We start from the raw sequence: 25,686 nt of genomic DNA, 5'->3' as shown, positions 1-25,686 counted from the left end.
TTACTCGTTTTCCTCAAAGCGATCTTCGAACAATTCACTCACTGCTACTAATGCGTCTTCTGCGTCATCGCCTTCAGCACAAACCTCAACCGACTTGCCCTGTTGACTGGCAAGTAGCATTAAACACATAACACTTGCTGCGTTAACACACTGCTCGCCTTGCTGAACGGTAATTTCAGATTTGAATGACTGTGTGAGCTGCGCAAGTTTAGTGGCTGCCCGAGCATGAAGTCCTAGTTTATTTTGTATAACAAGTGTCTTGCAAGCTTTAGTCATGCTGCTTTAACTCCCGATGACGAACCTGAACTTTCACCGATTTTTGTTCAAAACGCTCTGCTAACTGCTGAGAAATATAAACGGAACGATGCTGCCCGCCAGTACAGCCTGTAGCAATTGTTAAGTAGCTGCGGTTGCTGCGCTGGAAGTGTGGCAGCCAGGTTCCTAAAAAGTTTTCGAGCTGATAAATAAACTTAGTCACTAACGGCTGTTGCCGGAAATAATGCTGCACATCCGGGTCTAACCCCGTGAGCAATTTGAGCTCGGGTTGCCAGTGCGGATTAGGCAATATGCGAGCGTCAAACACAAAGTCGGCGTCTTTCGGCAGTCCATACTTAAACCCGAATGACTGAAAAACGATAATCAGTTTTTTATCTGCTCTGCCTAATACACGCTCTCGCACCTCTTCGCTCAGTTGATGCAATGACAAGTCGCTGCTGTCGAGGCGCCAGGTGGCGCGTTCCATAATAGGCTCTAGCAACTTCAGTTCAGCTTGTAACGCATCAACCAAAGGTAACTCTTTTTGCGACAGCGGGTGCAACCGGCGTGTTTCACCAAATCGCTTAAGTAGGGTGTTGTCGTCGGCGTCAATAAACAGAACTTCTGGTTCAACCCCTTTGGGTAGAAAATTCAGTGAATCGAGCAGCTCTTCTGAATGCTCTGGCAAGTTGCGAACGTCAATGCTTATGGCAATTTTAGAATACTGTTCCATGACCGCATGGACCAGTGTTGGTAGTAGGCTAATGGGTAAGTTGTCGACACAGTAAAAGCCAAGATCCTCGAGTACTCGAAGGGCGATAGTTTTACCCGATCCCGAGCGACCACTGACAATAATCAGTTGCATGGCTTATCTTCACCTTCCCCAATAAATAGTTGATAAAGTGCGTTGTCTGTATCAGCGTTGCGAAGTGCTCTGGTGCAATCTTTGTCGTTCATGCGACGTGCAACTGCGGCCAGTGTCTGTAAATGGTTTTCATGCTCTGACTCAGGTACTAACAGCGCAAAAATAATATCAACCGGCTGGTTATCAATAGCGTCAAATTCAATCGGCTCATCCAACGTCAATAATACGGCAACCGGATGGCTGGCTTTAGCGAGTCGTCCATGAGGTATCGCAATACCTAAACCAATGCCGGTACTTCCCAAGCGCTCGCGATTTATAAGGCTTTCAAAAATGTCATGACGGGTAATGCCTGACAGTTTCGGCGCGACAATTTGGCTAATGGTTTCTAATAACCGCTTTTTACTTGCACCCTCGACTGCACACTTGGTGCAGTCGGGGCTTAACAACTCACTTATTTGCATGGACTAATGCTTTTTCATTTTTTCTTTGTGTTTAATAACCTGACGGTCAAGCTTATCGATTAAACCATCAATGGCTGCGTACATATCATCGTGAACAGAGTCAGCAAAAATTTCACCGCCGTTCAAATGCACGGTAGCTTCTGCTTTTTGATTCGTTTTTTCAACATTAAGGATGACGTGAACGTTGGTTATATGGTCAAAATGGCGCTCTAACTTAGCAAATTTTGTATCCACATACTCACGCAGAGACTCAGTGATATCGATATGATGACCAGTAAGATTAATTTGCATAACGTCTTCCTTCTGCAGTTTACAAGTTATAAAAGACTCTTGCGTTGACTCGATGAGGGAATATTCAATGATTCCCGGTACTTCGCAATTGTCCTCCTCGCTACTTTGATGCCTTGCTCGGCTATCAGTTCAGCGATTTTGCTGTCGCTTAACGGTTTGCTGCGATTCTCTGCAGCGACTAACTTCTTAATTAAAGCACGTATTGCGGTACTTGAACACTCACCTCCACCTTCTGTACTGACATGGCTAGAGAAAAAGTATTTCAGTTCAAAAATGCCTCTTGGGCAATGTAAAAACTTCTGCGTTGTCACTCGTGAAATTGTGCTTTCATGCATTTCCACCGCTTCGGCGACATCATTAAGCACCATTGGCTTCATTGCCTCCTCGCCGTGCTCAAAAAAGCCTTGTTGGCGCTGGACAATGCAGTTAGCCACCTTCAGTAGCGTCTCATTACGGCTTTCGAGGCTTTTAATAAACCAACGCGCTTCTTGCGTATGGTTTTTAATATACTGACTGTCAGCCGATGATTTCGCAGCCTTGCTTAAGGCAGCATATTCTTCATTCACCTTTAATTTAGGTACGCTGTCCGGATTTAATTCGACCACCCAGCGACCATTCTTTTTCATGACCGCAACGTCAGGAACAACGTACTCGACTTCTTGCTGAGCAATTTGCTCGCCCGGATGCGGGTGCATTTGCTGAATCAGGCGCATCACTTCCCGCAAGTCGCCTTCTGTTAGCTTTAGTTTGCGCTGAATATTGCGAAAATCGCGGTTGCCTAACAAGTCCATATGATCGCAAACAAGGGTTAGGGCGTCGTCTTTGAACGGCGTGCGGTCATCCAGTTGTTGTAACTGAATAGCGAGACACTCACTGACTGTGCGCGCACCAACTCCGACAGGATCGAAATGTTGAATGCGCTTGAGTACCATGCAAACTTCTTCCTCGCCAACCTCGGGTAGGTGCACAGACTCTATAATGTCGTCGATATCGGCGGTTAAATAACCGTTGTCGTCAATAGCCTCAATAATGGCTTCGCCAATGGCGGTGTCTTCCTCAGAAAAGTGTGAGAGCTGCATTTGCCAAATGAGATGATCCTGCAGAGATTCGCTGGTTGAGCCTTGGTAAACCTCGTAGTCGCCGTCGTACGACTTATTGCTCGATGCTGCGCCATTGACTGGCGTAGATGACGAATAAGTATCGTCCCAGGTACTGTCGACAGGCAGGTCTTCCGGCATTTCCTGAGTTTTAATAACGTCGGATGTTTCGCGCTGGCTGTCGTCTTTATGTGAGGAGTTTACATGGTCCGCATTGTCGCTGTCCTGGGACTGCTCACTCTCTACTTCTAACAGTGGGTTATTGTCCAGAGCGTCTTGAATCTCTGCCTGTAAGTCGAGCGAAGAGAGCTGCAGCAAGCGTATAGCTTGTTGTAACTGAGGCGTCATGGTCAGTTGCTGACCAATTTTTAGCTGCAGACTTTGTCTCATGGTTATCGTCCCGGTATCACATTAAAGGGTGAACTGCTCACCGAGGTAAACGTCTTTAACCTGTTGATTTGATAATATACTTTCTGCATCTCCGCTGGCAATAAGTTCTCCATGACTAACAATATACGCGTGTTCACAAACGGACAGTGTCTCTCTGACATTATGATCGGTAATAAGTACACCAATACCACGCTGTTTTAAATGTTCAACAATTTTCTTAATATCGATAACCGAAATAGGGTCAACGCCTGCGAAAGGCTCATCTAACAGAATAAACGTGGGCTCAGCAGCTAATGCGCGGGCGATTTCAACGCGGCGCCTCTCGCCGCCAGATAAACTCATGCCCAGGCTATTAGCGATATGCCCAATATTAAACTCCTCCAGCAGCGAGTCGAGCTGCTCTTCACGCTCGTTTGCAGAGAGCTCTTTGCGAGTTTCTAAAATAGCCATCAAGTTATCACGCACGGTCAATTTTCTGAAAATAGACGCCTCTTGCGGTAAGTAGCCAATTCCGCGGCGAGCACGCTCGTGCATAGGTAGAGCGGTTAAGTCGTCTTTATCCAGTAAAATTTGGCCTTTGTCGCTGTTGATTAAGCCGACTATCATATAGAAGGTGGTTGTTTTGCCGGCACCATTTGGCCCTAACAGCCCAATAATTTGGCCCTGACTGACTTCCAGGCTGACGTCCTTTACAACCTGACGACGCTTAAAGCTTTTGGCGAGATGTTTAACTCGTAAGGTTGCCATATTAAGGGTTCTCGTTATCGTTTTTGTCGTCTTTTGTTTTCGGCGTAAATATCGTAATCACGCGTCCGTTATCGGTATCAGAACTGCTTGCCGAGATGGTTTGCTCAGCCAAGTCATAAACAATAGTATCGCCACTTGAACTACTGGTACCTTGCGAAATTTTTGCATCGCCACTTAACTCCAGCCGCTGCTCAGCCTGGAAGTAGGTTATCTTATTGGCTTGAGCACTAATTTCATTACCGTTTTCCAGCGTTTGTGTATAGGTTGCCGGAGAGCCTTCCGCAATAAAGGTGTCTGCTTGTTCACCGTTTTCACTGGCAGAGGCTTCAAGTCGGTCAGCGTTAATAAGCAAGGTACCTTGCCGAATGATAACGTTGTCAGTCAGTACTAGCTTATTATTCTTGATGTCGAACTGCTCGTGGCTCGACTCGACTTCCATCGGCTTTTTAAAGTCAGCTTTTCCTTGCGCCATAACAGCCAAAGGAAGCACTAATAGCGCCAGGAAGCTAAGACTTTGGCTGGAAAACCGTTTTAACATGTCGTTTTAACTCCATTATTTCTGCGCTCATGTCGGCGCTTAAACCATCACCACGAACGACCACTTGTGGCCCTCGCATTATTACTGGGTATTCAGTACTCATGGACTCATTGGCTAAGTCTATAACCAGGTATTCTGTCATGATGCGTTGTATTGGTGAACTTTCCAGCAAAGCCTGTATCTCGACACTGCGCTCCAGAATCAGCGTTTTGTCATCGTAAAAGGTACCTTGCTCCGCACTGACTTGCCAGGTTTCAGTACCGTCTTGTGAAAAGACGGAATACTTTGGCTGTTTCAGTTCGGTCAAACCAATTTGGTTGTAGTGTGCCATTTCTTCAGAGCGAATTTGGTGCGCCAAAGCACCATAACTCTCAAATATCTTGGTCTCAAGGCCGTAGGCCGTAAAGTCCGGCTGCATCAACTTTGTCGCAGTAGCAGCGCCTTCTTCGTCGTCATCACTAAAAGGACGCAGCACAAGTAAGAGTCCTAAGCCAAACAAAAGGACAATAATACCGACGATACGCCAATTCACACACTGGCTCCTTTGGCGTCATGCAAAAGCCCCTGGCTCAACATAATTAAATCGCATACTTCACGCACGGCACCAAAACCGCCAGCGCACCGGGTAATATATTGTGCCTGTTGCTGAACAGACGGGTGTGCGTCTTTCACCGCTACGCCAATGCCTGCCTGTTGTATTAGTGCAAGATCTGGTGTGTCGTCACCCACATAAGCGGTTTGTTCCGCACTTAAGTTGTGTTGAGACAGAAGCTCGTTGAACGCCTGGGTTTTATCCGTTTGTCCCTGATAAATGTGAGACACATCCAAGTGCTGCATGCGCCGCTGAACGATGTCCGATTGACGGCCAGTTATAACGGCTGTTTCTATACCGGCATTCTTTAGTGCTTTCATACCAAAGCCGTCACGAGTGTGAAAAGCTTTTAGTTCCTCTCCGTCGTTACCGAGGTAAATGCGACCATCGGAAAAAACACCGTCGATATCGAGCACTAACAGTCGAACTTGAGAAAAACGCTCGAACAATGGCTTTTCGATGTCGCCATACCAAGTATTAATGCATTCCATGTTACAGAACTCCTGCTTGCAGTAAGTCATGCATATTCATCGCGCCACAAGGACGGCCTTCCTGGTCAGTAATGATAAGGCCGTTTATCTTGCGGTCTTGCATAAGTTTTAAGGCTTCTGCGGCCAGCATATCAGCATTTGCTGTTGTGCAAGAACGAGTCATAACATCGGCAATAGAAGTTGTGTGTACATCGACTTGGTTATCGAGAATGCGGCGTAAATCGCCATCGGTGAAAATACCGGCCAGTCGACCTTGTGCGTCGGTAATTGCCGTCATACCTAGACCTTTACGTGACATTTCCAGCAATGCATCACGAATAATGGCACTTTCTGACACTAACGGAATACGTTCGCCGGTGTGCATAATGTCTTGCAAACGAAGCAGCAAACGCTTACCTAAAGAACCGCCAGGATGTGACAATGCAAAATCGTCCGCCGTAAAGCCACGGGCGTTTAACAGGGCCACGGCTAACGCATCACCCATCACCAGGGTTGCTGTAGTCGAGGCTGTTGGCGCCAAACCTAACGGACAGGCTTCCTGTGCTACTGCAATGCAAACGTGTGTATCAGCCAGTCGGGCAAGTGTCGACTCGGGCTTGCCTGTCATGGCTATCAGCGGCACACCAAGGCGCTTTATAACTGGCAAAATATTGAGAACTTCTGATGTTTCACCGCTGTTTGAAATAGCGATGACAACGTCTTGAGCAGCGACCATGCCCAGATCGCCGTGGCTGGCTTCACCCGGGTGAACGAAGAACGATGGTGTTCCGGTTGAGGCGAGTGTCGCCGCAATTTTCCCGCCAATGTGTCCTGATTTACCCATGCCGGTAACAATAACCCGGCCTTTGCAGTTAAATAATGTCTGGCAGGCAGCATCGAAGTTGTCATCAAGGTACTCATACAGCCCTTCAATGGCCTGTTTCTCAATATCCAGGACTTGTTGGCCTAATTGGCGGAAGTTCTGGGTCACTTGCTTCATAGCTTTTTCCCAATCTTAACTATACTGGGGCTATAATACGTTATTCACTTAGGTTATGCCTACCGCATAGGAAGAATTCTTGCGATTTTGCAGGAATTTAATTACTATACCAACCAGACGGTTTATAAAGAGAGTTTTGTATGCACTGCAATATGCAGCATAAAAATAAGGTGGGTCGGCCTAGCAATAAAGAACTAATTCTGGATGCTGCGGACAGCTTGGTGGCAAGCGAAGGCGCCTCACACCTGACCTTTGATGCACTCAGCCAACAGACCGGAATTAGCAAAGGCGGCCTGCTTTATCACTTTTCCAATAAGGATGCATTGCTGCAAGCCATGTTGCAGCGTCGGGTTGAACGTTTTGAGCGGTTGAAGCAAGAGCATTTAGAACGTTTGGAAAATGACCCAAATAAAGAACCTAAGAGTATATTACTGGCGGCTTTGGATACTGATGCTGAGTGTGCTCGATTGGGTAGCGGAATGTTGGCAGCCGCAGCGAGCAACCCAGATTTGCTCGAGCCTTTAAAACGGCATGTCAATGACACCATAAAGCAGATGGAGCGGCACCTGGGTGAACAAGTAGGGCGAATGCTGTTTTACTCGGTGCATGGAGCGCGTTTGTTCGAGCAACTGAACTTGTGCGAGCAATGCGTGACCGAACGAGAGCAATTTGCGGAATATTTACTGAATCAAATCGATAAATTAACGGAAACAAACTCCGGTAGCTGATAAACTTTGCAACAATTATTGCGGTGCAGGATGTAACCGGAAACCGTTATACTCTTCAGCTTTTATGAAGCTTGGCGGTTGAGAGAAACAGGACAGCGTGTGACACAGTTAGTTGAGTTAAAAGACGTTCATTTTGCGCATGGTGACAGACCTTTATACAACGGTTTGTCATTGACTGTGCCAAAAGGAAAAGTGATTGCGGTGATGGGCCCCAGTGGTATCGGGAAGACGACATTGCTGAAACTTATTGGTGGGCAACTAAAACCAAACAAAGGCAGCATTAAAGTTGCAGGGGAAGAGGTTCCGAAACTCAGTAGAGATAAGCTCTATGAGTTAAGGAAGCGTATGAGCATGCTGTTTCAAAGCGGTGCGTTGTTTACCGATATGTCTGTTTTTGACAATGTGGCGTTCCCGTTGCGCGAGCACACTGAACTTCCCGAAAATATTATTCGCAGTGTTGTTTTAATGAAACTGGAAGCTGTAGGGCTTCGTGGTGCGAGAGACTTAATGCCCTCTGAATTATCAGGCGGTATGGCTCGGCGCGCAGCTCTGGCAAGAGCCATTGCGCTCGATCCCGAATTAATTATGTATGACGAACCTTTTGCTGGGCAGGATCCTATTTCAATGGGCGTTATCGTTAAACTGATTAAATCACTGAATCAATCGCTGGGCTTAACCTCTATAGTGGTTTCTCACGATGTAAAAGAGGTGCTTTCTATTGCTGACTATGCGTACGTTATAGCAGACAAAAAAGTGGTTGGTGAAGGCACTCCTGATGAGCTAAGAAATAACGATACCGATATTATTAAGCAGTTCTTACAGGGGAATGCGGACGGTCCTGTGGCATTCCACTATTCTAACGACGACTTCACGACGGACTTACTCGGAGGCGAAAAATGAGTCAGTTTTTCGAAAATGTCGGCCGTCGTGTGCTCGATAGTGTTGCAGGTATTGGTTTTGCGTTAGCGATGTTTGTCAGTGCCATTATTGGTAAACCGCAACCACGTAAGTCCTGGCCTCTGTTTATTAAGCAGATGTACGTTGTTGGTGTACTTTCGATGGTTATTATCATTGTCAGTGGCTTGTTCATTGGCATGGTTTTAGGTTTGCAAGGCTATACGATATTAGTGGACTACGGGGCTGAGCAGAGCTTAGGTCCAATGGTCGCATTGTCACTTTTACGCGAACTAGGGCCCGTTGTTACAGGCTTATTGTTTGCGGGCCGAGCCGGTTCAGCGCTCACAGCAGAAATTGGGTTAATGAAAGCAACCGAGCAGTTATCAAGCCTGGAAATGATGGCAGTTGACCCGTTACGACGGGTCATTGCACCGCGCTTTTGGGCTGGTTTAATCAGTATGCCGCTGTTGGCGCTGATGTTTTCAGCAGTGGGTATTTATGGCGGTTACTTAGTAGGCTCTGGCTGGCTGGGCGTTGATGAAGGGGCGTTTTGGTCCGTTATGCAATCGGCTGTCGACTGGCGGGATGACCTATTAAACGGTGTCATAAAATCTATTGTTTTTGCATTTGTAGTCACCTGGATAGCCCTCTATAAAGGGTACCGGGCAGTGCCAACATCTGCGGGTATCAGTGCGGCAACAACTTCAACCGTTGTCACGGCGTCGTTAGCCGTTTTGGGTCTAGACTTTATTCTTACAGCTATCATGTTTGGTGGGTAACCATGGAATCAAGAAAAACACAGTTATGGGTAGGTATTTTTGTTGTGCTGGGCGTGTTGGCGCTGTTTTTTATCGCTTTGCGAGCGGCCAGTGGCACCATGACTACATCAGGAGAAACTTACACGCTTTACGCGAAGTTCGACAATATCGGTAGCTTGAAAGTGCGTTCACCAGTGAAAGTGGGAGGGGTCGTCGTTGGTCGTGTCACCAATATTTCGTTGACAGGCGACTATTACGAGCCACTGGTAGAGATGTCTATTAGCAAAGAGTACGACGAATTTTCTGAGACCAGTTCGGTTTCTGTCCTGACATCGGGCTTGCTTGGAGAGCAGTACTTAGGCTTACAGCCAGGCTTCATTGACGACAGCGTCAGTATGCTTGAAGACGGCGACTCAATCACGGACACGAAGTCGGCGTTGGTGTTAGAGAATCTAATTGGGCAATTCTTATTTAGTCAGGGCAATGATTAGTTTAAAGGAGTCAATCATGTCATTTAAAAAGTGGCTGCTAGCGCTTGTCGCGATGGTCGTTGTGAGCTCAGCAGCAAAAGCGGAACTTATTCGAAATGACGATCCATACGAGCTGCTAAAGGAAGTGGCTGAAGTCACTTTTGAACGTATTGAAAACGAAAGAGACAAAATTGACGCAGATCCAAACTATTTAAAGGTCATCGTTAAAGAAGAGCTTATGCCTTATGTGGATAGCTTGTATGCATCTAAGAAAGTGTTAGGTCGGTATTTGAGAGATACAACAAAAGAGCAGCGAGCAGCTTTTTACCGAGCTTTTTACGACTATTTAGTGGCGACATATGCGCGCGCATTTACACAGTACGACGAGAGCAAACACTCGGTCTCTTTTGAGCCGGCAGCTGAGCTTCCGGAGGACGCGCGGACGGCGGTTGTAAAAACACGGGTGAAGGAAACTGGACGCCCTGAGATACGCCTGGATTTTCGTATTCGTTATGACCGGGATGAAGACATCTGGAAGGCCTATGACTTAGTGGTGGAAGGCATTAGTTTATTAAATAGCAAGCAAAGTGAAATTTCTGCTGTGATTCGTTCAAACGGCATCGACAAAACGATTGAGCTCATTGAACAAAAGGCTCAAGAGCCTATCAAAGCTGACGAAGAAGTTGATAATCCAGCTGAGGGAATATAATGAGCACGACAGAGGCATCGGTGAGTCGAACACAAGATAGTATTATTGCCTTTAAAGGCTCGCTGACGCGTAACAGTGTCCCGGCTTTATGGAAAACGCGTAAACAGTGGCTTGGCGACGAGCTAGTGTCAGTTGATGTAAGCCAAGTTGAAGTTATTGATACTGCTGGCGTTGCTTTCCTGTTGGAAATTATGAAAGCAACGCAGGGCACTAAAACCCCCCTCAAGTGTATTGGCGCTTCTGACCAGTTGAAGCAAATTGCGTCAGTAAGTGGCGTTGAGTCGCTGCTTTCGTTAAGCTAGTCGCCTTTGGACGGAACATAAGCGGTTTATTAGATATGAATGAAGAACAGTTAAAAACATTGCTCAATGACGCATTAAACCTGAGTGAACTCTACGTGAAAGTTGACGGTGCTAATGTTGAAATTATCGCCGTCAGTGATGACTTTGAAAGTATGAGCAAAGTGAAGCGTCAGCAAGCTATCTACGCACCGCTGAACCCTCATATTTCAAGCGGTGAAATCCATGCGGTATCAATAAAAGCGTACACGCCGGATGACTGGGCGCGTGATAAAAAACTGATGATGCCTTAAGGCCTGATTGTTGATGGATAAGTTTAAAATTAGAGGTGGGCAGGCGTTGTCCGGCACAGTAACTATTTCTGGTGCTAAAAACGCTGCACTACCTATTCTTATGGCAACGGTTTTGCCATCCGATAAAGTGACGTTATCGAACGTGCCGAATCTGCACGATGTCGATACTACTCTGGAACTGTTAGATTGCCTTGGCGTAACACACCGCCGTGTCGGCGAGACTGCAGTATGTATCGATCCAACCACCTTGAACCACTTTAAGGCGCCTTATGAGCTCGTAAAAACAATGCGTGCGTCCATTTTGGTGCTAGGTCCTCTGCTGGCTAAAACAGGCAAGGCAGAAGTGTCATTGCCGGGTGGATGCGCAATAGGTGCGCGGCCTGTTAACTTGCATATTGAGGGTCTGAGAAAAATGGGCGCTCATATTGATGTTGAAAATGGTTATATAAAAGCATCGGTCAATGGACGCCTAAAAGGTGCCGAAATCCTTCTTGATACCGTCAGCGTCACAGGTACTGAAAACTTAATGATGGCGGCCGTGTTGGCTGATGGGCAAACGGTGATTGAGAACGCTGCCCGCGAGCCAGAAATTGTCGACTTAGCAAATTTCCTGAATGCACTGGGCGCAGATATCAAAGGCGCAGGCAATGACACCATTTATATTAATGGCGTTGAATCTTTGTCGGGTGGCGAGTATAGCGTAATGCCGGACCGCATTGAAACGGGGACATTCCTGGTTGCAGCGTTGGCGACGGGAGGCTCAGTTCGATGTGAGAACACAGACCCTTCAGCACTCGATGCTGTTATAAAAAAGCTTGAGGAAGCAGGGGCTGATATTGAAAAAGGCGATAACTGGCTGTCTTTGAAAAGCACTAAACGACCGAGAGCCGTTAACATTATTACTGCTCCACATCCGGGGTTCCCGACAGATATGCAGGCGCAGTTTTGTACGCTCAACGCTATTGCTGAAGGAACTGCCAATATCCGCGAAACGATTTTTGAAAACCGCTTCATGCATATTCCAGAATTGAGACGCATGGGGGCAAATGTCGACTCAGAAGGTAATACTGCTATCTGTCATGGTGTTGATAAATTAACCGGGGCAGAAGTTATGTGTACTGACTTGCGTGCCTCTGCATCGCTTGTTATTGCCGGACTTGTAGCGACTGGTGAAACAACGGTTGAGCGTATTTACCACATCGATCGCGGCTATGAGTCTATTGAGAAAAAACTACAAACGCTTGGCGCTGATATTGTTCGTGTCAGCGAAAAATAATGCTATCGGGGCAGTTCAGAAACGGTTACGGTTGTAACCATCTTCTGTTCACCCCGATAAAACTCGACTTTAAGCTTGTCACCCGGTGACGTGCTGGCAACTTTATCCAAGCCTTCAGGAGCGGAGCGAACCGGTTGACCGCCAATAGAAACAATAAAGTCATTACGTCTTAACCCGGCTAAAGCGGCGGGGCTCCCCCTTTCTACGCCAGTCACATAAATTCCCGATAACGACTGCTGCTCACTAAAGTTTGGATTAACAGTAATACCAATGTAGCCTCGAACGACTTCTCCCTCACGGATTAAGGTTTCCATTACCGACTTTGCAGTTGCGTAAGGTACTGCAAAATAAATACCTTCACCACCATTATCGAATGAAGAGTTATACCGAGCGTTATTAATACCAATAAGCTCTCCAGCTGTATTAACCAGGGCTCCTCCTGAGGCACCTTGATTGATGACTGCATCCATCTGAATAAGGTCAGAATAGGAATTGCTGACACCTACGCGTCCACCGGTTGCGCTGATAATTCCCTGAGTAATGGTCTGGCCAATATTGTAGGGGTTACCAATGGCTAAAACGATATCACCCACTTGCACACGGCGGCTTGACTGCACAGGAATGACAGGCAAGTTATTAGCGTCTATTTTAAGCACCGCAAGATCTGTATATCTGTCACTACCAATGAGTTGCGCCGCGTATCGACGGCCGTCCTGTAGTGCGACTTCAATCTTATCGACGCTATCGACAACGTGATGAGCGGTAAGAATGTAGCCGTTAGAGTCCATGATAACGCCCGAGCCCAATCGCCAAACGCGCGATGACTGAGGCTGGTAGTAAGAGCCTTGAATTTCACCCATGCTGTAAATGTTGACGACAGCTGGCGCGGCCTTTTTGACGGCCTGGCTAAAAGAAATAACGTCGTTTTGTGACTGGCGGAAAGAGTTGCTTTGTCCCCAAAGGGGTTGAGTCAGTAAAACAATGGCGGCAACGACAAGACCTAAACCAACCGATTGAAACAAAAACCGTAGTATTGGAGACACGCGTTACTCGCCTTTTATATTTATTATTAGGTGGCATCAGCATAGCACTGATGCCACTGAAATGTCACAACCTCAGTTTGCGTTACGCAGTACAATAAAGAGTGAACTGTCGCCACGCTTAACGTTGAGAGCTATGACCCCTTGCTTGTCTTCTATTGCTGCTCTAAGGTCTGCCACACTAGTGACTCGTTTGCGGTTAACACCTTGAATAATATCGCCTTCCTCAAGACCTATATGGGCCGCGGGTGAGCGTTCCTCGAGCTCGGTTATTTCAATGCCCTGCTGACCACTGGCCACCGCAAGGGTTGCTCCTTCAAGGGCGGGGTGTATGACGGCAGCAGTAACAGCGGTATCTTGCGAGCCCAAGGTGACATCAACGGTCATCTCCTCGCTGTCGCGGATAATACCAAGCTCTATGTCCTGACCAGAACCAATGGATCCGACTAAGGCGCCTAACTCAGAGAATGATCGGATGGCCTGACCGTTGACTTCAATAATAACGTCACCGGACTCAATTCCAGCCTCTGCTGCGGCACTGCCCGGAATCACTTGAGACACAAAAGCGCCCCGGTTAACAGGAATATTCAGCGCTTGTGCAACATCGTGAGTGAGGTCGTTACCGCGCACTCCCAGAACACCTCGACGGACTTCACCGAATTCAATTAATTGCTGAACCAGGTTGTTCATCATGTCTGAAGGGATGGCAAACCCAATACCTATATTACCGCCGTTAGGACCAAGGATAGCGGTGTTAATTCCTATCAGCTTGCCGTCCAATGTCACCAGGGCGCCGCCAGAATTACCGCTGTTAATAGCAGCGTCGGTTTGAATGAAGTTTTCTAACTCTTCAATGCCTAAACCACCGCGACCTAACGCACTGACAATGCCTGAAGTGACGGTTTGGCCTAATCCAAATGGATTACCGATAGCAACAACAAAGTCTCCAACACGAAGTTCTGATGACTTGCCCAGTTCAATTTCGCTGAGACCTTCAGCGTTTTCGATTTTTAATAACGCAACGTCTGAACGCTCATCTGTACCTATCACCTTAGCATCCAATTCGCGACCGTCTTTTAAAGTCACTAAAATCTCTGTTGCGTCATCAATAACGTGATTGTTAGTGACAACGTAGCCGTTTTCAGCATCAATAATGACGCCCGAGCCTAGTCCTTGAAAAGGGTGCTCGCGAACTTGTTCACGTGGTGCGTTGGGGCCGAAGAAAAAGCGCAATGCATCGGGCAGGCGCTGTCTTACTTCGCGTTTACCTTTTACGGAAATATTAACAACGGCAGGTGTGACTTCTTCAAGCATGGGAGCAAGTGTCGGCTGCTCGTCATTTTTACTGAAAAATGGAATACCTGCACTTACGGGAGAGCTCAAGGTTGCCGATGTAACAATAACAAGAGCACTGAATAAGGCTAAGACTCGTTTCATGATTAGAGTAACTCCTTAAATAATCACCAACAAACGGTTCGTGTTTATGACCGCTTGTCAGTGATATGAGTTCACTCTAAAAATGTTTCAAGATATGTTGGACGTATCTTTTTTGTCGGACTCACGGCGATCATCAGAGAAAAGGCCGCTTGAACCTTCCGTATAGTCACGCGGAATTTGTTCAGCCTCACGGCCATCTCGACCTGAGCGGTGATCTTGATTTAATGAGTTGGCAACCCGTAATTGCTTAATGGTATCTTCCGAGAAGAAGGGAAGGTCACCTTGAGAACCTGGCTGCTGGAGAAGTTCCGCGCTTTGATTCAGGTAACTTTGCAACTTCTGCTGAGTGTCAGACAGTTGCTCCATCATTGCGTTAGCGGTAGCAAAATGTTCGGCAACTTCACGCTGGTACTCGCTCAATTGCTGCTGACTTTTCTCTACTTGCTCTTCAAGGTTGCCGGACTGACCGTTTGTTTGAGTATAACGTGCAACAAAAAAGCCGATAATGGCTCCTGCTATCACTAATAAAACCCCAATAATCCAGCTCATAATTGACTCCTCAGCAAATGGCGACAGCTTTTCTTGATTGCTGCAAAACGCCTTCATGATAACATATTATTTATTAGGATAATCGCAACTGAGGTGAAGTGGTAGTGCCGCAACAGCAAATGTCGCCAATTGAGCGTTACCGTTATGACATTGAGCACAATGGTTTTTCAGAGGATGCGGCGCAGCTTAACGCTGTCGAGCATTTACAAAGACTTTACGAAGAACTCATTGCCTGGAATAACTATCAGCAGCTTCCAGCACTTAAACGCTGGTTATCAAAGGCTCCTGTTAAACCTAAGGGACTTTATTTCTGGGGCGGTGTCGGGCGTGGCAAAACCTATTTGGTGGATACTTTTTTTGAAAGTTTACCAATTGATGCGAAGTGGCGTATTCATTTTCATCGATTTATGCACCGCGTTCACAATGAGTTAAAGCAATTAGACCAGAAAAGCGACCCCCTAAAAATTATTGCCGATAAAATTGCAGACGAAACTCAAATTGTTTGTTTTGATGAGTTCTTTGTACAGGACATTACTGACGCAATGCTGCTCGGAAAGTTATTTGAATATTTGTTCGAGCGAGGCGTAATTTTAGTCGCAACGTCAAATATCGTCCCAGATGACCTCTATAAAAACGGCTTGCAAAGAGCCCGCTTTATTCCGGCAATAAAACTGATACAGGCCAATTGTGAGGTAGTGAATGTCGATAGCGGTATTGACTATCGCCTGCGTACACTGACGCAAGCTGAGATTTTCCACTCGCCGTTAGACCCTCAAGCGGATGAAAACTTGTGGCAGTACTTTAAAGATTTAGCACCAGAGTGTCGTGACCAGTATGAATCTGACAGCATTGATATTGAAGGTCGGAAAATTTCTGTCCGAGCTGAGTGCGATGATGTCGTTTTCTTCGACTTTGATGCCGTGTGCAAAACGGCACGCAGTCAAAATGACTATATGGAAATAGCGCAGCTATACCATGCCGTGTTAGTAAGCAATGTCGAGCAAATGGGCGCAGGTAAAGACGATATTGCTCGACGCTTTATCGCGTTAGTGGATGAATTTTATGAACGCAAAGTGAAGCTTATTTTGTCTGCGGAAGTACCCATCGAGTCCCTTTATACAGAAGGGCAGCTGAGTTTTGAGTTCCGCCGCTGCGTGAGTCGCTTGCAAGAAATGCAAAGCCGTGAATATTTGGCGATGGCACACAAAGCATAAATTTCAAAAAATGCGTGATCTTTAACCGCATTTTTCCTATAATCCGCGCAGCCCACGTTACAGTCCATTGCGTTAACTTCGGTTAAGTAATGGTTGCAGCAAGTAAATTAATGATTTTATTCATTATTTTATTGTTGTGATTCGCGGGGAAGCCCGGAATTACTGTCCGTGAACTTTTAAAATGTAGGTTTTATACAATGAAAACATTTGTAGCCAAGCCAGAAACGGTAAAACGCAACTGGTACGTAGTAGACGCTGAAGGCAAAACTTTAGGTCGTTTAGCTACTGAAATCGCTCGTCGCCTGCGCGGCAAGCACAAGCCTGAGTACACTCCTCACGTAGACACTGGCGATTACATCGTTGTTGTTAACGCTGAGAAAGTTGCTGTAACTGGTAACAAAGCTCAGGATAAGATGTACTACTCGCACACTGGATTTCCGGGTGGTATCAAATCAATCAGTTTTGAAAAGCTGATTGCTAAGAAACCAGAAATGGTCATTCAGAAAGCGGTTAAAGGTATGTTACCCCGTGGTCCATTGGGTCGTGCCATGTTCCGTAAACTGAAAGTGTACGCAGGTGCTGAGCATAACCATAATGCTCAACAGCCGAAACAACTGGATATATAATACGGAGCAAGAACACTATGGCAGATAATCAATACTACGGTACTGGTCGTCGCAAAAATTCCACGGCTCGCGTATTTTTGCGTCCTGGTAGCGGCAACATCAAAATTAATCAACGTGAACTGAATGAGTACTTTGGTCGTGAAACCGCACAAATGGTTGTTCGTCAGCCTTTAGAAGCGGTAGAAATGACTGAGAAGTTTGACCTTTACATCACGGTAAGTGGTGGTGGTACTACTGGTCAGGCTGGTGCGATTCGTCACGGTATCACTCGTGCATTAATGCAATACGACGAAGCGCTGCGTTCAACGCTGCGTAAAGAAGGTTACGTTACTCGTGACGCACGTCAGGTTGAACGTAAGAAAATCGGCTTGCATAAAGCACGTAAACGCCCACAATTCTCGAAGCGTTAATCTGCTTTTTGTGTGGTGTCAAAAACCCAGCTTCGGCTGGGTTTTTTTATGCGTACTCCAACAGGGTTACACCTCAGTTGTCGACGCATTACTCTTGTAAAAAGTGTGTCTTTTCTTTATTATCTCAAAGCATTTTCTGTGATCCGCTAAAGCGGACAAAAGCAGCAGCTAATTCCGACTTCGCGGCAATGAATCGTGAAGCGTCCAAAACTGGAGAATAGATGGATGAGCAATGCGCCTGTAGATAAAGGTCGCCGTCGTTTTTTGACTGTCGCAACCTCAGTGGTTGGCGGCGCTGGTGCGGTGGGTGTCGCCGTTCCTTTTATAGCGTCGTGGAACCCGAGTGCGAAAGCGAAAAACGCGGGCGCACCTGTAGAAGTGAATATTCGTAAAGCTGAGCCGGGTCAGTTAATCCGTGTGAAGTGGCGTGGCAAACCTGTATGGGTTGTGCGTCGTACACAGGATATGCTCGATGGGCTGTCGAAAATTGAAGACAGACTTCGTGATCCTAATTCAGAAGAACCACAACAGCCTCCTTATGCACAGAATAAATACCGTTCAATTAAAGAAGAGTTCTTCGTTGCGGTTGGTATTTGTACTCACCTGGGCTGTTCTCCATCTTATTTGCCGAGCGGAATGGGCGAACACGTAGAGGGTGTGGAATCAGGCTTTTTCTGTCCATGCCATGGCTCTAAGTTTGATATCGCCGGACGTGTATTCCAAAGCGTCCCTGCACCATTAAACTTGGTTGTACCGCCGCATTACTTTGTCGACGAGAACACCATTTTGGTGGGTGAAGATAAGGGGCAAGCATAATGTTTAAGCGATTTGTAGAGTGGATGGATGCTCGCATCCCGATGACAAAAACTTGGAACATCCACCTGGCGCAGTACCCAGCTCCAAAAAACTTCAATATGTGGTACGTATTTGGTTTTTTGGCGACGATAGTTCTTATTAACCAAATACTGACCGGTGTTTGGCTGACCATGAATTACGTGCCAAGTGCTGAAGGTGCTTTTGCGTCAGTTGAATACATTATGCGTGACGTCGAATACGGTTGGTTATTGCGTTACATGCATTCAACCGGTGCTTCCGCATTCTTTGTCGTGGTCTATCTGCACATGTTCCGCGGCATGATGTACGGTTCTTACCAGAAGCCACGTGAGCTTATCTGGCTGTTCGGTATGTTTATCTTCCTGGTGCTAATGGCGGAAGCCTTCATGGGCTACTTGCTGCCTTGGGGACAAATGTCCTACTGGGGCGCACAGGTAATCATTTCATTGTTTGGTGCTATTCCGGTTATTGGTGATGACCTGACACTGTGGATTCGTGGTGACTACGTTATCTCGGGAGCAACACTAAACCGCTTCTTTGCACTGCACGTTATAGCCTTGCCTCTGGTATTGGTTATTTTGGTGTTCTTACACATTGTTGCGCTGCACGAGGTTGGTTCGAACAACCCCGACGGTGTCGATACCAAAAAGCCAAAAGGCACAGTGCCAGACGAAGAAAAGCCGAAGTTCAAATTTCACGAGCGCTTTACAAGCAAAAAAGACATTGTCGACTCAATACCGTTCTTCCCTTACTACATCATTAAGGATATGTTCGGTTTTGGTGTGTTCATGTTCTTCTTCTGCTATGTCATTTTCTTTAATCCGGAAATGGGCGGATTTTTCCTGGAGCCACCAAACTTTGAGCCAGCGAACCCTCTGAAGACACCAGAGCATATTGCGCCTGTTTGGTATTTCACTCCGTTCTACGCAATTTTGCGTGCGGTACCCGACAAGTTATTCGGCGTTATTTTAATGTTCGCAGCGATTGTTTTCCTGGCGCTGTTGCCATGGATAGATCGTGGTAAAGTTCGCTCAATTCGCTTCCGTAGCGTATTGCACAAACTGAACTTAACCGTATTTGCGATTAGCTTCATTGTGCTTGGCTATTTAGGTACTCAGCCAGCGACGCCTGTAGCGACTATTTTTGCGCAAATATTTACGTTCCTATACTTCGCTTTCTTCGGGTTACTGTGGTTTTACAGTAAACGTGAGAAGACGAAACCGGTTCCAGAAAGGGTGACGTCGAAATGAAAAAATTGTTAATCGCTCTTATGACTTTGGTCCCGTCGCTGGTTTTCGCGGCGGGTCCAACCGTACCTTTGGACGAAGCTGAGGTTGACCTGCACGATAAAGCATCACTGCAACGTGGCGCACAGTTATACATGAACTACTGCTTGGGTTGTCACCAATTGCAGTATCATCGTTATAACCGAACCTTTGAAGATCTTGGCATTCCACAGGAGCTGGGTGAAGAAAATCTGCAGTTTACTGGTCAAAAAGCGGGTGATCGTATTACCAATAATATGAGCACCGAAGCAGCATCTAACTGGTTCGGCACTGCAGCGCCTGACTTAACTAACGTAGCCCGAGTTCGTGGAGCCGACTGGATATACACTTACTTACGCTCTTTCTATAAAGACGACAGCCGTCCGTTTGGGGTGAATAACGCAGTATTCCCTAACGTGGGAATGCCGCATGTCTTGGAAGAACTGCAGGGTGTACCGGAAAAGACATACGAAGAGCGTATGATAGATGGTGAAATGAAAGAAGTTTATGTAGGTATCCAGGCTGACGGCAGTGGCCGCTTATCAGGGAGTGAATATGATCAAGCCGCGCTTGATTTAACCTCATTCCTGGTTTACACGGGTGAACCAATGCTGTTGGAACAACGTCGCATTGGTTGGTTTGTGTTCGGATTCCTGCTTATTTTTACGATTTTAGCGTGGTTCTTGAAAAAAGAATTTTGGAAAGATCTTAAGTAATTGGGTCTGTTTATCCGCACAAGCGGAATTTAAAAGGGTGGCTTGCCACCCTTTTGCCGTTGATATTATCTGGAGAAAGGAATGGCTGTAACAGCAAATAAACGCTCAGTAATGACGTTATATTCAGGAAAAGATGATTTAAAAAGTCATCAGGTGCGTTTGGTTTTAGCTGAAAAAGGTGTCGGTGTTGAAATCACATTCGTGACGGAAGACTACACCCCGGAAGATCTATTGCAGCTTAACCCTTATCCTGAAGCGGCACCAACGCTTGTTGACCGTGACTTAGTGCTATATAACGCACAAATCATCATGGAGTATTTGGATGAGCGTTTCCCACACCCGCCGCTTATGCCTGTTTATCCTGTCGCACGAGGCACTAGCCGCTTAATGATGTATCGTATTGAGAGGGATTGGTACTCGTTGGCCGATAAAATTGCTAAAGGTGACGCACAAGCGAAACAGGAATTGAAAGAAGGTATTCTCTCCTTGGCGCCTGTTTTTGCCGACGCACCTTACTTTATGAGTGAAGAGTTTAGCTTGGTTGATTGTTACCTGGCACCGCTACTTTGGCGTTTACCTGCTTATGGTATTGAGTTAGACGGTCAAGGCGCAAAAGAAATTAAGCAGTACATGGTCCGTCTATTTGAACGTAAGACATTCCAGGACTCGTTGACTGAAGCTGAAAGAGAGCTTGCACGCGGCTAATTAATGCCCAATCGCTTCAAAGGTGGAGGAAGTAATGATGACACCTAAACGTCCCTATTTACTGCGAGCACTCTATGAGTGGATCGTTGACAATGAGCTCACACCCCACTTGGTTGTCGATGCAACCATTGTGGGTACGGTAGTGCCGCAGAACTTTGTCAGCGATGGTCAGATTGTTTTAAACATCTCACCATCTGCTGTACAGGGACTGCAATTAGGAGACGCTGAAGTCAGGTTCAATGCTCGTTTCGGTGGAAAGCCTATGCAAGTTGTTGTTCCTATGACTGCGGCATTGGCTATTTATGCCCGCGAAAATGGCGCTGGTGCCATGTTCGAAGCGGAACCAGAGCTTGATAAGATGCCCGAACTTGATGATGAAGTTGGAGATTCAAACCCTGGTTCGAATGAAGGTAATGACACCCCGTCAGATAAGCCGAAAAAACGCGGCCATCTTAAAGTCGTCAAATAGTGTAAGCCAAGGCATTAACCCTTAATCGTTAATGCCTTGATGACTCTCTCGACACCGTCAACATTTCTGGCAATGTCGATAGCAGCATTTGCTTGTTGTTGAGTGACATTTCCTAACAAGAAAACTTCACCATTTTCGGTAACTACTTTAATGCTAGTAGCTGGTACAGCATCATTGCTGGCAAATTTAAGTTTTATCTTGCTGGTTATCCAGCTGTCCCCTGCTAAAACCCCTGGACTAGCTTTAGAACCAATACGGATCTGATTAAATATATTATTAATACCATTGGTATCGCGAATAGTGTCTTCTGCGAGGCGCTTTAGCGCTTCTGTCGGAGCTTGACCTATAAGAAGTACATTGTTGTTGTAGCTAACTGCAACGATGCGAGCTTCGTTAAGCTTTTTCTCATTGCCTAATTTGGCGTTAGCTTTCATTTCAATGGTTTGATCATCGATTTGGGTACCGATAGTACGAGGGTCGCTGGCGGAGCTAACGCCCACGGCAGCAGCTCCCACTGCTACGGCCGCACAGCCCTGAAGAAACGCTAAACAAAGCGCTGATACAATGAGAATATGACGACTTTGGTTCATCATTTTAATGCTCCTCAGGAAAAATAGTCGATTCAATTTGCTCGCACAGGCTGTGCAGTATAAACAATTGTGTTTCCAGCACTCGGGCTGCATTTAAACTGGGCACTCGCAATTCAACGTCATTTGGCCCCAGCAAGCCCGACACTAGCTCATTTCCTTCACCGGTCAGTGCGATAATAATCATTTCCCGGCTAATTGCGCTTTCCATAACCCCCGTTAGTTGTTCGGAGTCTTTATCCGCAATAACGAGCAAGATATCGCCGGACTGGCCGAGTGCCGCAAGCTGTTTTTTGGGGCTCGATGTTAGACTCATTACCGGAAAAGGCGGACGCTCTAATTTCATGCCTTCCGTCATTAGGTGCACAAAATGACCAGCCAGTGAGCTACTTGTGTCCGTTCCGGAAATAAAAACACGCTGACCGTTCAGAAGATGTCCAACGAGTAGTTCAACGGTTGCCAGCATGTCCTCTGAGAGGCTTTCGACAGCCGATATTTGGGTTTGAATGCTCTGTGTAAAAAGCGCTTTAATAGACTCGTCAGTCATCATTATTAAAAGGCGTCCTTAATCCATTCTATGTTAAGCGAACTTCCGCTTATGCCAATAACATCAAACCTTATTGCTGCGGTATGTTCATCTATATTATGAGTCATTAAATAATGGCGCGCAGTATAGCGAATTCTACGACATTGTTGGGGCGTTATTTGTTCCAGTATTGACGCAAACTTTTCATTAGCACGATACTTTACTTCTACAAATACCCAAGCGTCGTTATCTCTGGCTATTAGGTCGACCTCTCCACCGTCAATACGATAATTCCGCTCGACAATGCTAATCTGATGCTTGGCCAGAAACTCGGACGCTATGGACTCCGCTTTATTACCGGTTGTTTTTTCCTGCATTGGGCTGCTCCTTTAGCACGGTGATACTCCCGTTTTTAAATGCAGCCCATTGTAACTGTCTATTTACGACTTGGTTTTCTACACTCAGAACGCCACTTAAACCTTTCCAGTGTGTTCCTGGCATACGTTGCATTATGGGTAAACGTTGTAACAAGTCGACGCTATCGTAACCCATAGCGGCTAAACGAGCTTGTGAGAGGTCCCACCCTGAACGAGCGTCAAGCCATTGGTTTAGCAAAATATTTTGGCCGCCGTTCCGGACTAACCAAGGTGTTTCAGAAAATATAAGACCGTTGAGATCGTTGTCGCCGAGTTGATTCGTAAGCTCGTGTGCAGACGAGGTTCCGTAAACAGGTATACGTTCAGCAAAAGGTGAAATGCTGACGTCAATAAAGGGTTTTAACAGACGAACTTGTTGGAGGTTACCGGGCAAATAAATACCACTTATATCACGCCGGCTACGCTCTTGCTCATCAACGATGATTTTACCAGCTGCAATTTTTACTGCCCGAATTCGCTCTTTACTGCCCACGAGTCCCAGCGATGTTTCCACTGCCGACTTCATGTCGTCCCGTTGGCTGAATAAGCTCACCGAAGGCTCGTTAATACCTGACCAGCTTTCTTTATAGCGCTCAACCATGCGTTGCGAACCAGGGGTATTCGCTGCCAAAACCAGCGGACGCTTCGTTCGGCTCGATGCTGAGCTCATAAACTCAGACGCTTGCTCTGCTTCTGTTTCAGGATTTAGCGCAAAGAAAATGGAATGGCTATTTGCCGTCGCCTTTGAGGTATCTGCATCAATTTGGTTAAGAAAGACCTGAGGAGTATTTAAACTTGTCTGTCCAACCCATTCGGCAACAGAGTCTTTTAACAGAGGACCAATAACTCCTGCTGGCTTTAACTCTTCTAGCTTGGACTGCTGCTCTTCGAAGCTTAGCTGGTGAGTGTCGATAAAAACCAGCTCATGGCTTCTGGTTTCACTAACTTTGGCAATAATGCCGTCACGCACTGCTAGGCCCTGCGCTTCATATTGACCGGATAATGGCAGTAAAACAGCAACGAGTGTATTTTTACGTTTGTCGATTTCATTGCTTTGGCTATCAGAGCTAACCCAGGAGTTGACGAGTTCACGCGCAGGGTGATTCGGGAAACTGTTTTGCCAATTGTCTAACAACGCTGAAAAAGCGCCTGGCGACGTCATTGCCTGATGGTGGTTATCGATTAGACGCCACCAACCGGCTAAAACAAGATCTCTAGGTCGTTCCGTTGGCAACTGAGACTGTGTCACCTGACGTGCTATTTGCCATAACATGTTAGGTGATGGCTCGTCGGAATAGCGTTGGGCCTCGACTTGCCACGTCAGTGCCTGCCAATACTGATGCCGTTCTCCAGCAGCGAAGGCGAGTAACTCCAGAGTTAGGCGTTTGTATTCTTTTTGAGTGAACTGCTCAGGCAGCCCTTTTAGTGTTTTGTAAACTTGAGGCCACTGCTGATTGTGTGCATACCAACGGCCTTTGGCCAGTCGGAAATAACGGTTAGCGTCATTCGTAAGCTGGCTTTTATCCAGGCGCGAAAGTATCGCTGCCGACTTCTGCCATTCCTTCTCGTCCTGAAGGGTCAGTGCCGCCTGCACTAATGCTGAGTTTTTGGCAATATCATTGGAAGCCTGCCATGCTTCTTCCAGCCAGTCAGCAGAGCTTTTCGCGTCCTCTAAATCGAGCGTTTGCTGCTGAACATCCGGCCGCTCTTGTGGCTTTGGGGTGCGTTGTGGCGCTGACGTACATTGTGTCAGAGCAAAGCAGGCAATAATGGCGATAAAAACAAAACGATACGCTTTAAACACAGTAAGATTCCGCATTGACGACTATTCGGTGATACTATAAACCGCATTGAACATGGACACAAACGAAGGCGCTTTTATGTCGGAACCAGGCACTCTTTATATAGTACCTACGCCAATTGGAAACCTCTCGGATATTACCGAACGAGCACTCACAGTGTTTAAGGAAGTGGACGCAATTGCAGCGGAAGACACACGTCATACTCGTAAATTACTGGAACATTATGGCGTACAGGTTCCTGTCTTTGCATTTCACGATCACAATGAAAAAGCAAAAGCTGAACAACTGATTGAGCGGGTGACACATGGTGAGTCGATAGCTCTGGTCTCTGATGCGGGTACTCCGTTAATTAGTGACCCGGGCTATGCGCTGGTAAGTTTGTGTCGGAAACAGAATGTGAAAGTCACTTCGTTGCCAGGAGCTTGTGCGCTGACAGTGGCGCTTTCAGGGGCCGGTTTGCCGACCGACAGTTTTCAATTCGAGGGCTTTTTACCGTCTAAGCCGGCACAACGTCGAGCAAAGCTGGAGAGCTTGGTGAACACACCGCGTACTTTAGTGTTTTATGAAAGCCCACACCGAATACTGCACACTCTGGAAGCGATGGCGGATATTTTCGAGGACGAGCGGCAAGTGGTGTTAGCGCGCGAGCTTACCAAACAATTCGAGACTTATTTAACGGGCTCGGCTGGGGAGCTCATAACACGCTTAAACGAGGATCCAAACCAGCAGCGCGGGGAAATGGTTCTGTTGGTTGAGCCGTTTCAGGCACCTAAGGACACCTCTGGTCCAGGGGAAGAAGCGAAACGCACTTTGCAAATACTGCTTGAAGAACTGCCTTTGAAAAAAGCGGCGGCTTTAAGTGCGAAGCTTCATGGCGAGCGAAAAAATGAATTGTATCAGTGGGCGTTAAGTCAGAAAAACAACGATTGAGTTAGAGCGCCACACAGCGTAGAA

34 protein-coding genes are annotated in these 25,686 nt (G+C 46.6%); 17 read left to right on the top strand and 17 right to left on the bottom strand.

The window, feature by feature from the left end; all coding sequences use genetic code 11:
* The 10 genes from CWI73_RS06430 to CWI73_RS06385 are packed head-to-tail and all read right to left on the bottom strand — an operon-like array spanning window position 1 to window position 6,706.
* Complete coding sequence (locus CWI73_RS06430) at window positions 1-276, bottom strand: HPr family phosphocarrier protein (RefSeq protein ID WP_053953076.1); 276 nt, start codon at window positions 274-276, stop codon at window positions 1-3.
* A complete protein-coding gene (gene rapZ, locus CWI73_RS06425) occupies window positions 269-1,120 on the bottom strand; it encodes an RNase adapter RapZ (protein ID WP_058576778.1) in 852 nt (283 codons plus the stop codon). Before rapZ ends, CWI73_RS06430 begins: the two co-directional genes overlap by 8 nt.
* Window positions 1,111-1,581, bottom strand: coding sequence for a PTS IIA-like nitrogen regulatory protein PtsN (gene ptsN / locus CWI73_RS06420; RefSeq protein ID WP_053953074.1), 471 nt, complete (start codon window positions 1,579-1,581; stop codon window positions 1,111-1,113). The genes rapZ and ptsN overlap by 10 nt, the downstream gene beginning before the upstream one ends.
* Before the next feature lie 3 nt (window positions 1,582-1,584).
* On the bottom strand, window positions 1,585-1,872 hold the full coding sequence (gene hpf, locus CWI73_RS06415) for a ribosome hibernation promoting factor (RefSeq protein WP_053953073.1): 288 nt from the start codon (window positions 1,870-1,872) through the stop codon (window positions 1,585-1,587).
* 26 nt (window positions 1,873-1,898) lie between these two features.
* The gene (locus CWI73_RS06410) at window positions 1,899-3,359 is read right to left on the bottom strand and encodes an RNA polymerase factor sigma-54 (protein WP_126752018.1); all 1,461 of its coding nucleotides are present in this window, start codon (window positions 3,357-3,359) and stop codon (window positions 1,899-1,901) included.
* Between the two features lie 21 nt (window positions 3,360-3,380).
* Window positions 3,381-4,106: an LPS export ABC transporter ATP-binding protein gene (lptB, locus tag CWI73_RS06405; protein WP_053953071.1), complete on the bottom strand. Its 726-nt coding sequence runs from the start codon at window positions 4,104-4,106 to the stop codon at window positions 3,381-3,383.
* 1 nt (window position 4,107) lies between these two features.
* Window positions 4,108-4,644, bottom strand: a complete 537-nt coding sequence (lptA, locus tag CWI73_RS06400; protein WP_126752017.1) for a lipopolysaccharide transport periplasmic protein LptA — start codon at window positions 4,642-4,644, stop codon at window positions 4,108-4,110.
* Complete coding sequence (lptC, locus tag CWI73_RS06395; RefSeq protein WP_126752016.1) at window positions 4,613-5,176, bottom strand: LPS export ABC transporter periplasmic protein LptC; 564 nt, start codon at window positions 5,174-5,176, stop codon at window positions 4,613-4,615. Before lptC ends, lptA begins: the two co-directional genes overlap by 32 nt.
* Complete coding sequence (gene kdsC / locus CWI73_RS06390; RefSeq protein ID WP_126752015.1) at window positions 5,173-5,727, bottom strand: 3-deoxy-manno-octulosonate-8-phosphatase KdsC; 555 nt, start codon at window positions 5,725-5,727, stop codon at window positions 5,173-5,175. Before kdsC ends, lptC begins: the two co-directional genes overlap by 4 nt.
* Before the next feature lies 1 nt (window position 5,728).
* Complete coding sequence (locus tag CWI73_RS06385) at window positions 5,729-6,706, bottom strand: KpsF/GutQ family sugar-phosphate isomerase (protein ID WP_058576783.1); 978 nt, start codon at window positions 6,704-6,706, stop codon at window positions 5,729-5,731.
* 140 nt (window positions 6,707-6,846) lie between these two features.
* On the opposite strand from CWI73_RS06385, the gene CWI73_RS06380 reads away from it, so the two are divergent.
* From CWI73_RS06380 to murA, 8 genes are all read left to right on the top strand, one after another.
* The gene (locus CWI73_RS06380; RefSeq protein WP_241968850.1) at window positions 6,847-7,434 is read left to right on the top strand and encodes a TetR/AcrR family transcriptional regulator; all 588 of its coding nucleotides are present in this window, start codon (window positions 6,847-6,849) and stop codon (window positions 7,432-7,434) included.
* Window positions 7,435-7,533: 99 nt separating this feature from the next.
* Window positions 7,534-8,334, top strand: a complete 801-nt coding sequence (mlaF, locus tag CWI73_RS06375) for a phospholipid ABC transporter ATP-binding protein MlaF (protein WP_126752014.1) — start codon at window positions 7,534-7,536, stop codon at window positions 8,332-8,334.
* Complete coding sequence (mlaE, locus tag CWI73_RS06370; RefSeq protein ID WP_126752013.1) at window positions 8,331-9,110, top strand: lipid asymmetry maintenance ABC transporter permease subunit MlaE; 780 nt, start codon at window positions 8,331-8,333, stop codon at window positions 9,108-9,110. Before mlaF ends, mlaE begins: the two co-directional genes overlap by 4 nt.
* Before the next feature lie 2 nt (window positions 9,111-9,112).
* Window positions 9,113-9,580 (top strand): outer membrane lipid asymmetry maintenance protein MlaD, encoded by a 468-nt coding sequence (gene mlaD / locus CWI73_RS06365; RefSeq protein ID WP_126752012.1) that lies wholly within the window; start codon window positions 9,113-9,115, stop codon window positions 9,578-9,580.
* A gap of 16 nt (window positions 9,581-9,596) precedes the next feature.
* Window positions 9,597-10,268 (top strand): MlaC/ttg2D family ABC transporter substrate-binding protein, encoded by a 672-nt coding sequence (locus CWI73_RS06360; RefSeq protein ID WP_126752011.1) that lies wholly within the window; start codon window positions 9,597-9,599, stop codon window positions 10,266-10,268.
* On the top strand, window positions 10,268-10,570 hold the full coding sequence (locus tag CWI73_RS06355; RefSeq protein ID WP_126752010.1) for an STAS domain-containing protein: 303 nt from the start codon (window positions 10,268-10,270) through the stop codon (window positions 10,568-10,570). The genes CWI73_RS06360 and CWI73_RS06355 overlap by 1 nt, the downstream gene beginning before the upstream one ends.
* Before the next feature lie 35 nt (window positions 10,571-10,605).
* Window positions 10,606-10,860: a BolA family protein gene (locus CWI73_RS06350; protein WP_126752009.1), complete on the top strand. Its 255-nt coding sequence runs from the start codon at window positions 10,606-10,608 to the stop codon at window positions 10,858-10,860.
* Window positions 10,861-10,873: 13 nt separating this feature from the next.
* Window positions 10,874-12,136: a UDP-N-acetylglucosamine 1-carboxyvinyltransferase gene (gene murA / locus CWI73_RS06345; protein WP_126752008.1), complete on the top strand. Its 1,263-nt coding sequence runs from the start codon at window positions 10,874-10,876 to the stop codon at window positions 12,134-12,136.
* 2 nt (window positions 12,137-12,138) lie between these two features.
* On the opposite strand, the gene CWI73_RS06340 is transcribed toward murA, so the two are convergent.
* From CWI73_RS06340 to CWI73_RS06330, 3 genes are all read right to left on the bottom strand, one after another.
* Complete coding sequence (locus CWI73_RS06340) at window positions 12,139-13,179, bottom strand: trypsin-like peptidase domain-containing protein (protein ID WP_198675157.1); 1,041 nt, start codon at window positions 13,177-13,179, stop codon at window positions 12,139-12,141.
* A 72-nt stretch (window positions 13,180-13,251) separates the two neighbouring features.
* Window positions 13,252-14,613 carry a DegQ family serine endoprotease gene (locus CWI73_RS06335; RefSeq protein ID WP_126752007.1) on the bottom strand — a complete coding sequence of 454 codons (1,362 nt, stop codon included), beginning with the start codon at window positions 14,611-14,613 and terminating at the stop codon, window positions 13,252-13,254.
* A gap of 87 nt (window positions 14,614-14,700) precedes the next feature.
* The gene (locus CWI73_RS06330) at window positions 14,701-15,162 is read right to left on the bottom strand and encodes a Z-ring associated ZapG family protein (RefSeq protein WP_058576790.1); all 462 of its coding nucleotides are present in this window, start codon (window positions 15,160-15,162) and stop codon (window positions 14,701-14,703) included.
* Window positions 15,163-15,281: 119 nt separating this feature from the next.
* Here CWI73_RS06330 and zapE point away from each other — a divergent pair, with 119 nt between their 5' ends.
* From zapE to CWI73_RS06290, 8 genes are all read left to right on the top strand, one after another.
* Window positions 15,282-16,376: a cell division protein ZapE gene (gene zapE, locus CWI73_RS06325; protein ID WP_126752055.1), complete on the top strand. Its 1,095-nt coding sequence runs from the start codon at window positions 15,282-15,284 to the stop codon at window positions 16,374-16,376.
* Between the two features lie 197 nt (window positions 16,377-16,573).
* The gene (gene rplM / locus CWI73_RS06320) at window positions 16,574-17,002 is read left to right on the top strand and encodes a 50S ribosomal protein L13 (protein ID WP_126752006.1); all 429 of its coding nucleotides are present in this window, start codon (window positions 16,574-16,576) and stop codon (window positions 17,000-17,002) included.
* A gap of 17 nt (window positions 17,003-17,019) precedes the next feature.
* Window positions 17,020-17,412, top strand: a complete 393-nt coding sequence (rpsI, locus tag CWI73_RS06315; RefSeq protein ID WP_088768912.1) for a 30S ribosomal protein S9 — start codon at window positions 17,020-17,022, stop codon at window positions 17,410-17,412.
* Between the two features lie 225 nt (window positions 17,413-17,637).
* A complete protein-coding gene (petA, locus tag CWI73_RS06310; RefSeq protein ID WP_126752005.1) occupies window positions 17,638-18,228 on the top strand; it encodes a ubiquinol-cytochrome c reductase iron-sulfur subunit in 591 nt (196 codons plus the stop codon).
* Window positions 18,228-19,496 carry a cytochrome b gene (locus CWI73_RS06305; RefSeq protein WP_126752004.1) on the top strand — a complete coding sequence of 423 codons (1,269 nt, stop codon included), beginning with the start codon at window positions 18,228-18,230 and terminating at the stop codon, window positions 19,494-19,496. Before petA ends, CWI73_RS06305 begins: the two co-directional genes overlap by 1 nt.
* On the top strand, window positions 19,493-20,227 hold the full coding sequence (locus CWI73_RS06300) for a cytochrome c1 (RefSeq protein ID WP_126752003.1): 735 nt from the start codon (window positions 19,493-19,495) through the stop codon (window positions 20,225-20,227). The genes CWI73_RS06305 and CWI73_RS06300 overlap by 4 nt, the downstream gene beginning before the upstream one ends.
* Before the next feature lie 81 nt (window positions 20,228-20,308).
* Complete coding sequence (gene sspA / locus CWI73_RS06295; protein ID WP_053953051.1) at window positions 20,309-20,932, top strand: stringent starvation protein SspA; 624 nt, start codon at window positions 20,309-20,311, stop codon at window positions 20,930-20,932.
* Between the two features lie 37 nt (window positions 20,933-20,969).
* The gene (locus tag CWI73_RS06290) at window positions 20,970-21,401 is read left to right on the top strand and encodes a ClpXP protease specificity-enhancing factor (RefSeq protein WP_126752054.1); all 432 of its coding nucleotides are present in this window, start codon (window positions 20,970-20,972) and stop codon (window positions 21,399-21,401) included.
* 14 nt (window positions 21,402-21,415) lie between these two features.
* On the opposite strand, the gene dolP is transcribed toward CWI73_RS06290, so the two are convergent.
* Genes dolP through CWI73_RS06270 form a run of 4 tightly spaced genes read right to left on the bottom strand, consistent with a single transcriptional unit; the run spans window position 21,416 to window position 24,734 of the window.
* Window positions 21,416-21,994 carry a division/outer membrane stress-associated lipid-binding lipoprotein gene (gene dolP, locus CWI73_RS06285; RefSeq protein WP_241968849.1) on the bottom strand — a complete coding sequence of 193 codons (579 nt, stop codon included), beginning with the start codon at window positions 21,992-21,994 and terminating at the stop codon, window positions 21,416-21,418.
* 1 nt (window position 21,995) lies between these two features.
* Window positions 21,996-22,538 carry an SIS domain-containing protein gene (locus CWI73_RS06280; protein WP_241968848.1) on the bottom strand — a complete coding sequence of 181 codons (543 nt, stop codon included), beginning with the start codon at window positions 22,536-22,538 and terminating at the stop codon, window positions 21,996-21,998.
* Window positions 22,539-22,540: 2 nt separating this feature from the next.
* Window positions 22,541-22,891, bottom strand: a complete 351-nt coding sequence (locus CWI73_RS06275; RefSeq protein WP_126752002.1) for a YraN family protein — start codon at window positions 22,889-22,891, stop codon at window positions 22,541-22,543.
* Window positions 22,869-24,734 carry a penicillin-binding protein activator gene (locus CWI73_RS06270; protein WP_126752001.1) on the bottom strand — a complete coding sequence of 622 codons (1,866 nt, stop codon included), beginning with the start codon at window positions 24,732-24,734 and terminating at the stop codon, window positions 22,869-22,871. Before CWI73_RS06270 ends, CWI73_RS06275 begins: the two co-directional genes overlap by 23 nt.
* Window positions 24,735-24,810: 76 nt before the next feature.
* Between CWI73_RS06270 and rsmI the strand changes: the two genes are divergently transcribed.
* On the top strand, window positions 24,811-25,662 hold the full coding sequence (gene rsmI / locus CWI73_RS06265) for a 16S rRNA (cytidine(1402)-2'-O)-methyltransferase (protein ID WP_126752000.1): 852 nt from the start codon (window positions 24,811-24,813) through the stop codon (window positions 25,660-25,662).
* Window positions 25,663-25,686 lie beyond the last annotated feature (24 nt).

Source organism: Idiomarina piscisalsi, from assembly GCF_003987095.1.
Lineage (GTDB): Bacteria > Pseudomonadota > Gammaproteobacteria > Enterobacterales > Alteromonadaceae > Idiomarina > Idiomarina piscisalsi.
The sequence above is the reverse complement of the archived record's forward strand: the minus strand, read 5'-3'. Positions and strand labels throughout refer to the sequence as shown.

What these genes read in the sequence shown, in the direction of transcription:
- CWI73_RS06385 (WP_058576783.1), bottom strand. Translation starts at nt 6,706, where the DNA reads ATGAAGCAAGTGACCCAGAACTTCCGCCAATTAGGCCAACAAGTCCTG.
- CWI73_RS06305 (WP_126752004.1), top strand. Translation starts at nt 18,228, where the DNA reads ATGTTTAAGCGATTTGTAGAGTGGATGGATGCTCGCATCCCGATGACA.
- CWI73_RS06360 (WP_126752011.1), top strand. Translation starts at nt 9,597, where the DNA reads ATGTCATTTAAAAAGTGGCTGCTAGCGCTTGTCGCGATGGTCGTTGTG.
- CWI73_RS06335 (WP_126752007.1), bottom strand. Translation starts at nt 14,613, where the DNA reads ATGAAACGAGTCTTAGCCTTATTCAGTGCTCTTGTTATTGTTACATCG.
- lptA (WP_126752017.1), bottom strand. Translation starts at nt 4,644, where the DNA reads ATGTTAAAACGGTTTTCCAGCCAAAGTCTTAGCTTCCTGGCGCTATTA.
- CWI73_RS06355 (WP_126752010.1), top strand. Translation starts at nt 10,268, where the DNA reads ATGAGCACGACAGAGGCATCGGTGAGTCGAACACAAGATAGTATTATT.
- petA (WP_126752005.1), top strand. Translation starts at nt 17,638, where the DNA reads ATGAGCAATGCGCCTGTAGATAAAGGTCGCCGTCGTTTTTTGACTGTC.
- mlaE (WP_126752013.1), top strand. Translation starts at nt 8,331, where the DNA reads ATGAGTCAGTTTTTCGAAAATGTCGGCCGTCGTGTGCTCGATAGTGTT.
- CWI73_RS06380 (WP_241968850.1), top strand. Translation starts at nt 6,847, where the DNA reads ATGCACTGCAATATGCAGCATAAAAATAAGGTGGGTCGGCCTAGCAAT.
- CWI73_RS06430 (WP_053953076.1), bottom strand. Translation starts at nt 276, where the DNA reads ATGACTAAAGCTTGCAAGACACTTGTTATACAAAATAAACTAGGACTT.
- murA (WP_126752008.1), top strand. Translation starts at nt 10,874, where the DNA reads ATGGATAAGTTTAAAATTAGAGGTGGGCAGGCGTTGTCCGGCACAGTA.
- mlaD (WP_126752012.1), top strand. Translation starts at nt 9,113, where the DNA reads ATGGAATCAAGAAAAACACAGTTATGGGTAGGTATTTTTGTTGTGCTG.
- zapE (WP_126752055.1), top strand. Translation starts at nt 15,282, where the DNA reads ATGTCGCCAATTGAGCGTTACCGTTATGACATTGAGCACAATGGTTTT.
- CWI73_RS06350 (WP_126752009.1), top strand. Translation starts at nt 10,606, where the DNA reads ATGAATGAAGAACAGTTAAAAACATTGCTCAATGACGCATTAAACCTG.
- CWI73_RS06280 (WP_241968848.1), bottom strand. Translation starts at nt 22,538, where the DNA reads ATGATGACTGACGAGTCTATTAAAGCGCTTTTTACACAGAGCATTCAA.
- CWI73_RS06410 (WP_126752018.1), bottom strand. Translation starts at nt 3,359, where the DNA reads ATGAGACAAAGTCTGCAGCTAAAAATTGGTCAGCAACTGACCATGACG.
- rsmI (WP_126752000.1), top strand. Translation starts at nt 24,811, where the DNA reads ATGTCGGAACCAGGCACTCTTTATATAGTACCTACGCCAATTGGAAAC.
- rapZ (WP_058576778.1), bottom strand. Translation starts at nt 1,120, where the DNA reads ATGCAACTGATTATTGTCAGTGGTCGCTCGGGATCGGGTAAAACTATC.
- sspA (WP_053953051.1), top strand. Translation starts at nt 20,309, where the DNA reads ATGGCTGTAACAGCAAATAAACGCTCAGTAATGACGTTATATTCAGGA.
- CWI73_RS06330 (WP_058576790.1), bottom strand. Translation starts at nt 15,162, where the DNA reads ATGAGCTGGATTATTGGGGTTTTATTAGTGATAGCAGGAGCCATTATC.
- hpf (WP_053953073.1), bottom strand. Translation starts at nt 1,872, where the DNA reads ATGCAAATTAATCTTACTGGTCATCATATCGATATCACTGAGTCTCTG.
- ptsN (WP_053953074.1), bottom strand. Translation starts at nt 1,581, where the DNA reads ATGCAAATAAGTGAGTTGTTAAGCCCCGACTGCACCAAGTGTGCAGTC.
- lptB (WP_053953071.1), bottom strand. Translation starts at nt 4,106, where the DNA reads ATGGCAACCTTACGAGTTAAACATCTCGCCAAAAGCTTTAAGCGTCGT.
- CWI73_RS06290 (WP_126752054.1), top strand. Translation starts at nt 20,970, where the DNA reads ATGACACCTAAACGTCCCTATTTACTGCGAGCACTCTATGAGTGGATC.
- CWI73_RS06275 (WP_126752002.1), bottom strand. Translation starts at nt 22,891, where the DNA reads ATGCAGGAAAAAACAACCGGTAATAAAGCGGAGTCCATAGCGTCCGAG.
- dolP (WP_241968849.1), bottom strand. Translation starts at nt 21,994, where the DNA reads ATGATGAACCAAAGTCGTCATATTCTCATTGTATCAGCGCTTTGTTTA.
- CWI73_RS06300 (WP_126752003.1), top strand. Translation starts at nt 19,493, where the DNA reads ATGAAAAAATTGTTAATCGCTCTTATGACTTTGGTCCCGTCGCTGGTT.
- kdsC (WP_126752015.1), bottom strand. Translation starts at nt 5,727, where the DNA reads ATGGAATGCATTAATACTTGGTATGGCGACATCGAAAAGCCATTGTTC.
- rpsI (WP_088768912.1), top strand. Translation starts at nt 17,020, where the DNA reads ATGGCAGATAATCAATACTACGGTACTGGTCGTCGCAAAAATTCCACG.
- rplM (WP_126752006.1), top strand. Translation starts at nt 16,574, where the DNA reads ATGAAAACATTTGTAGCCAAGCCAGAAACGGTAAAACGCAACTGGTAC.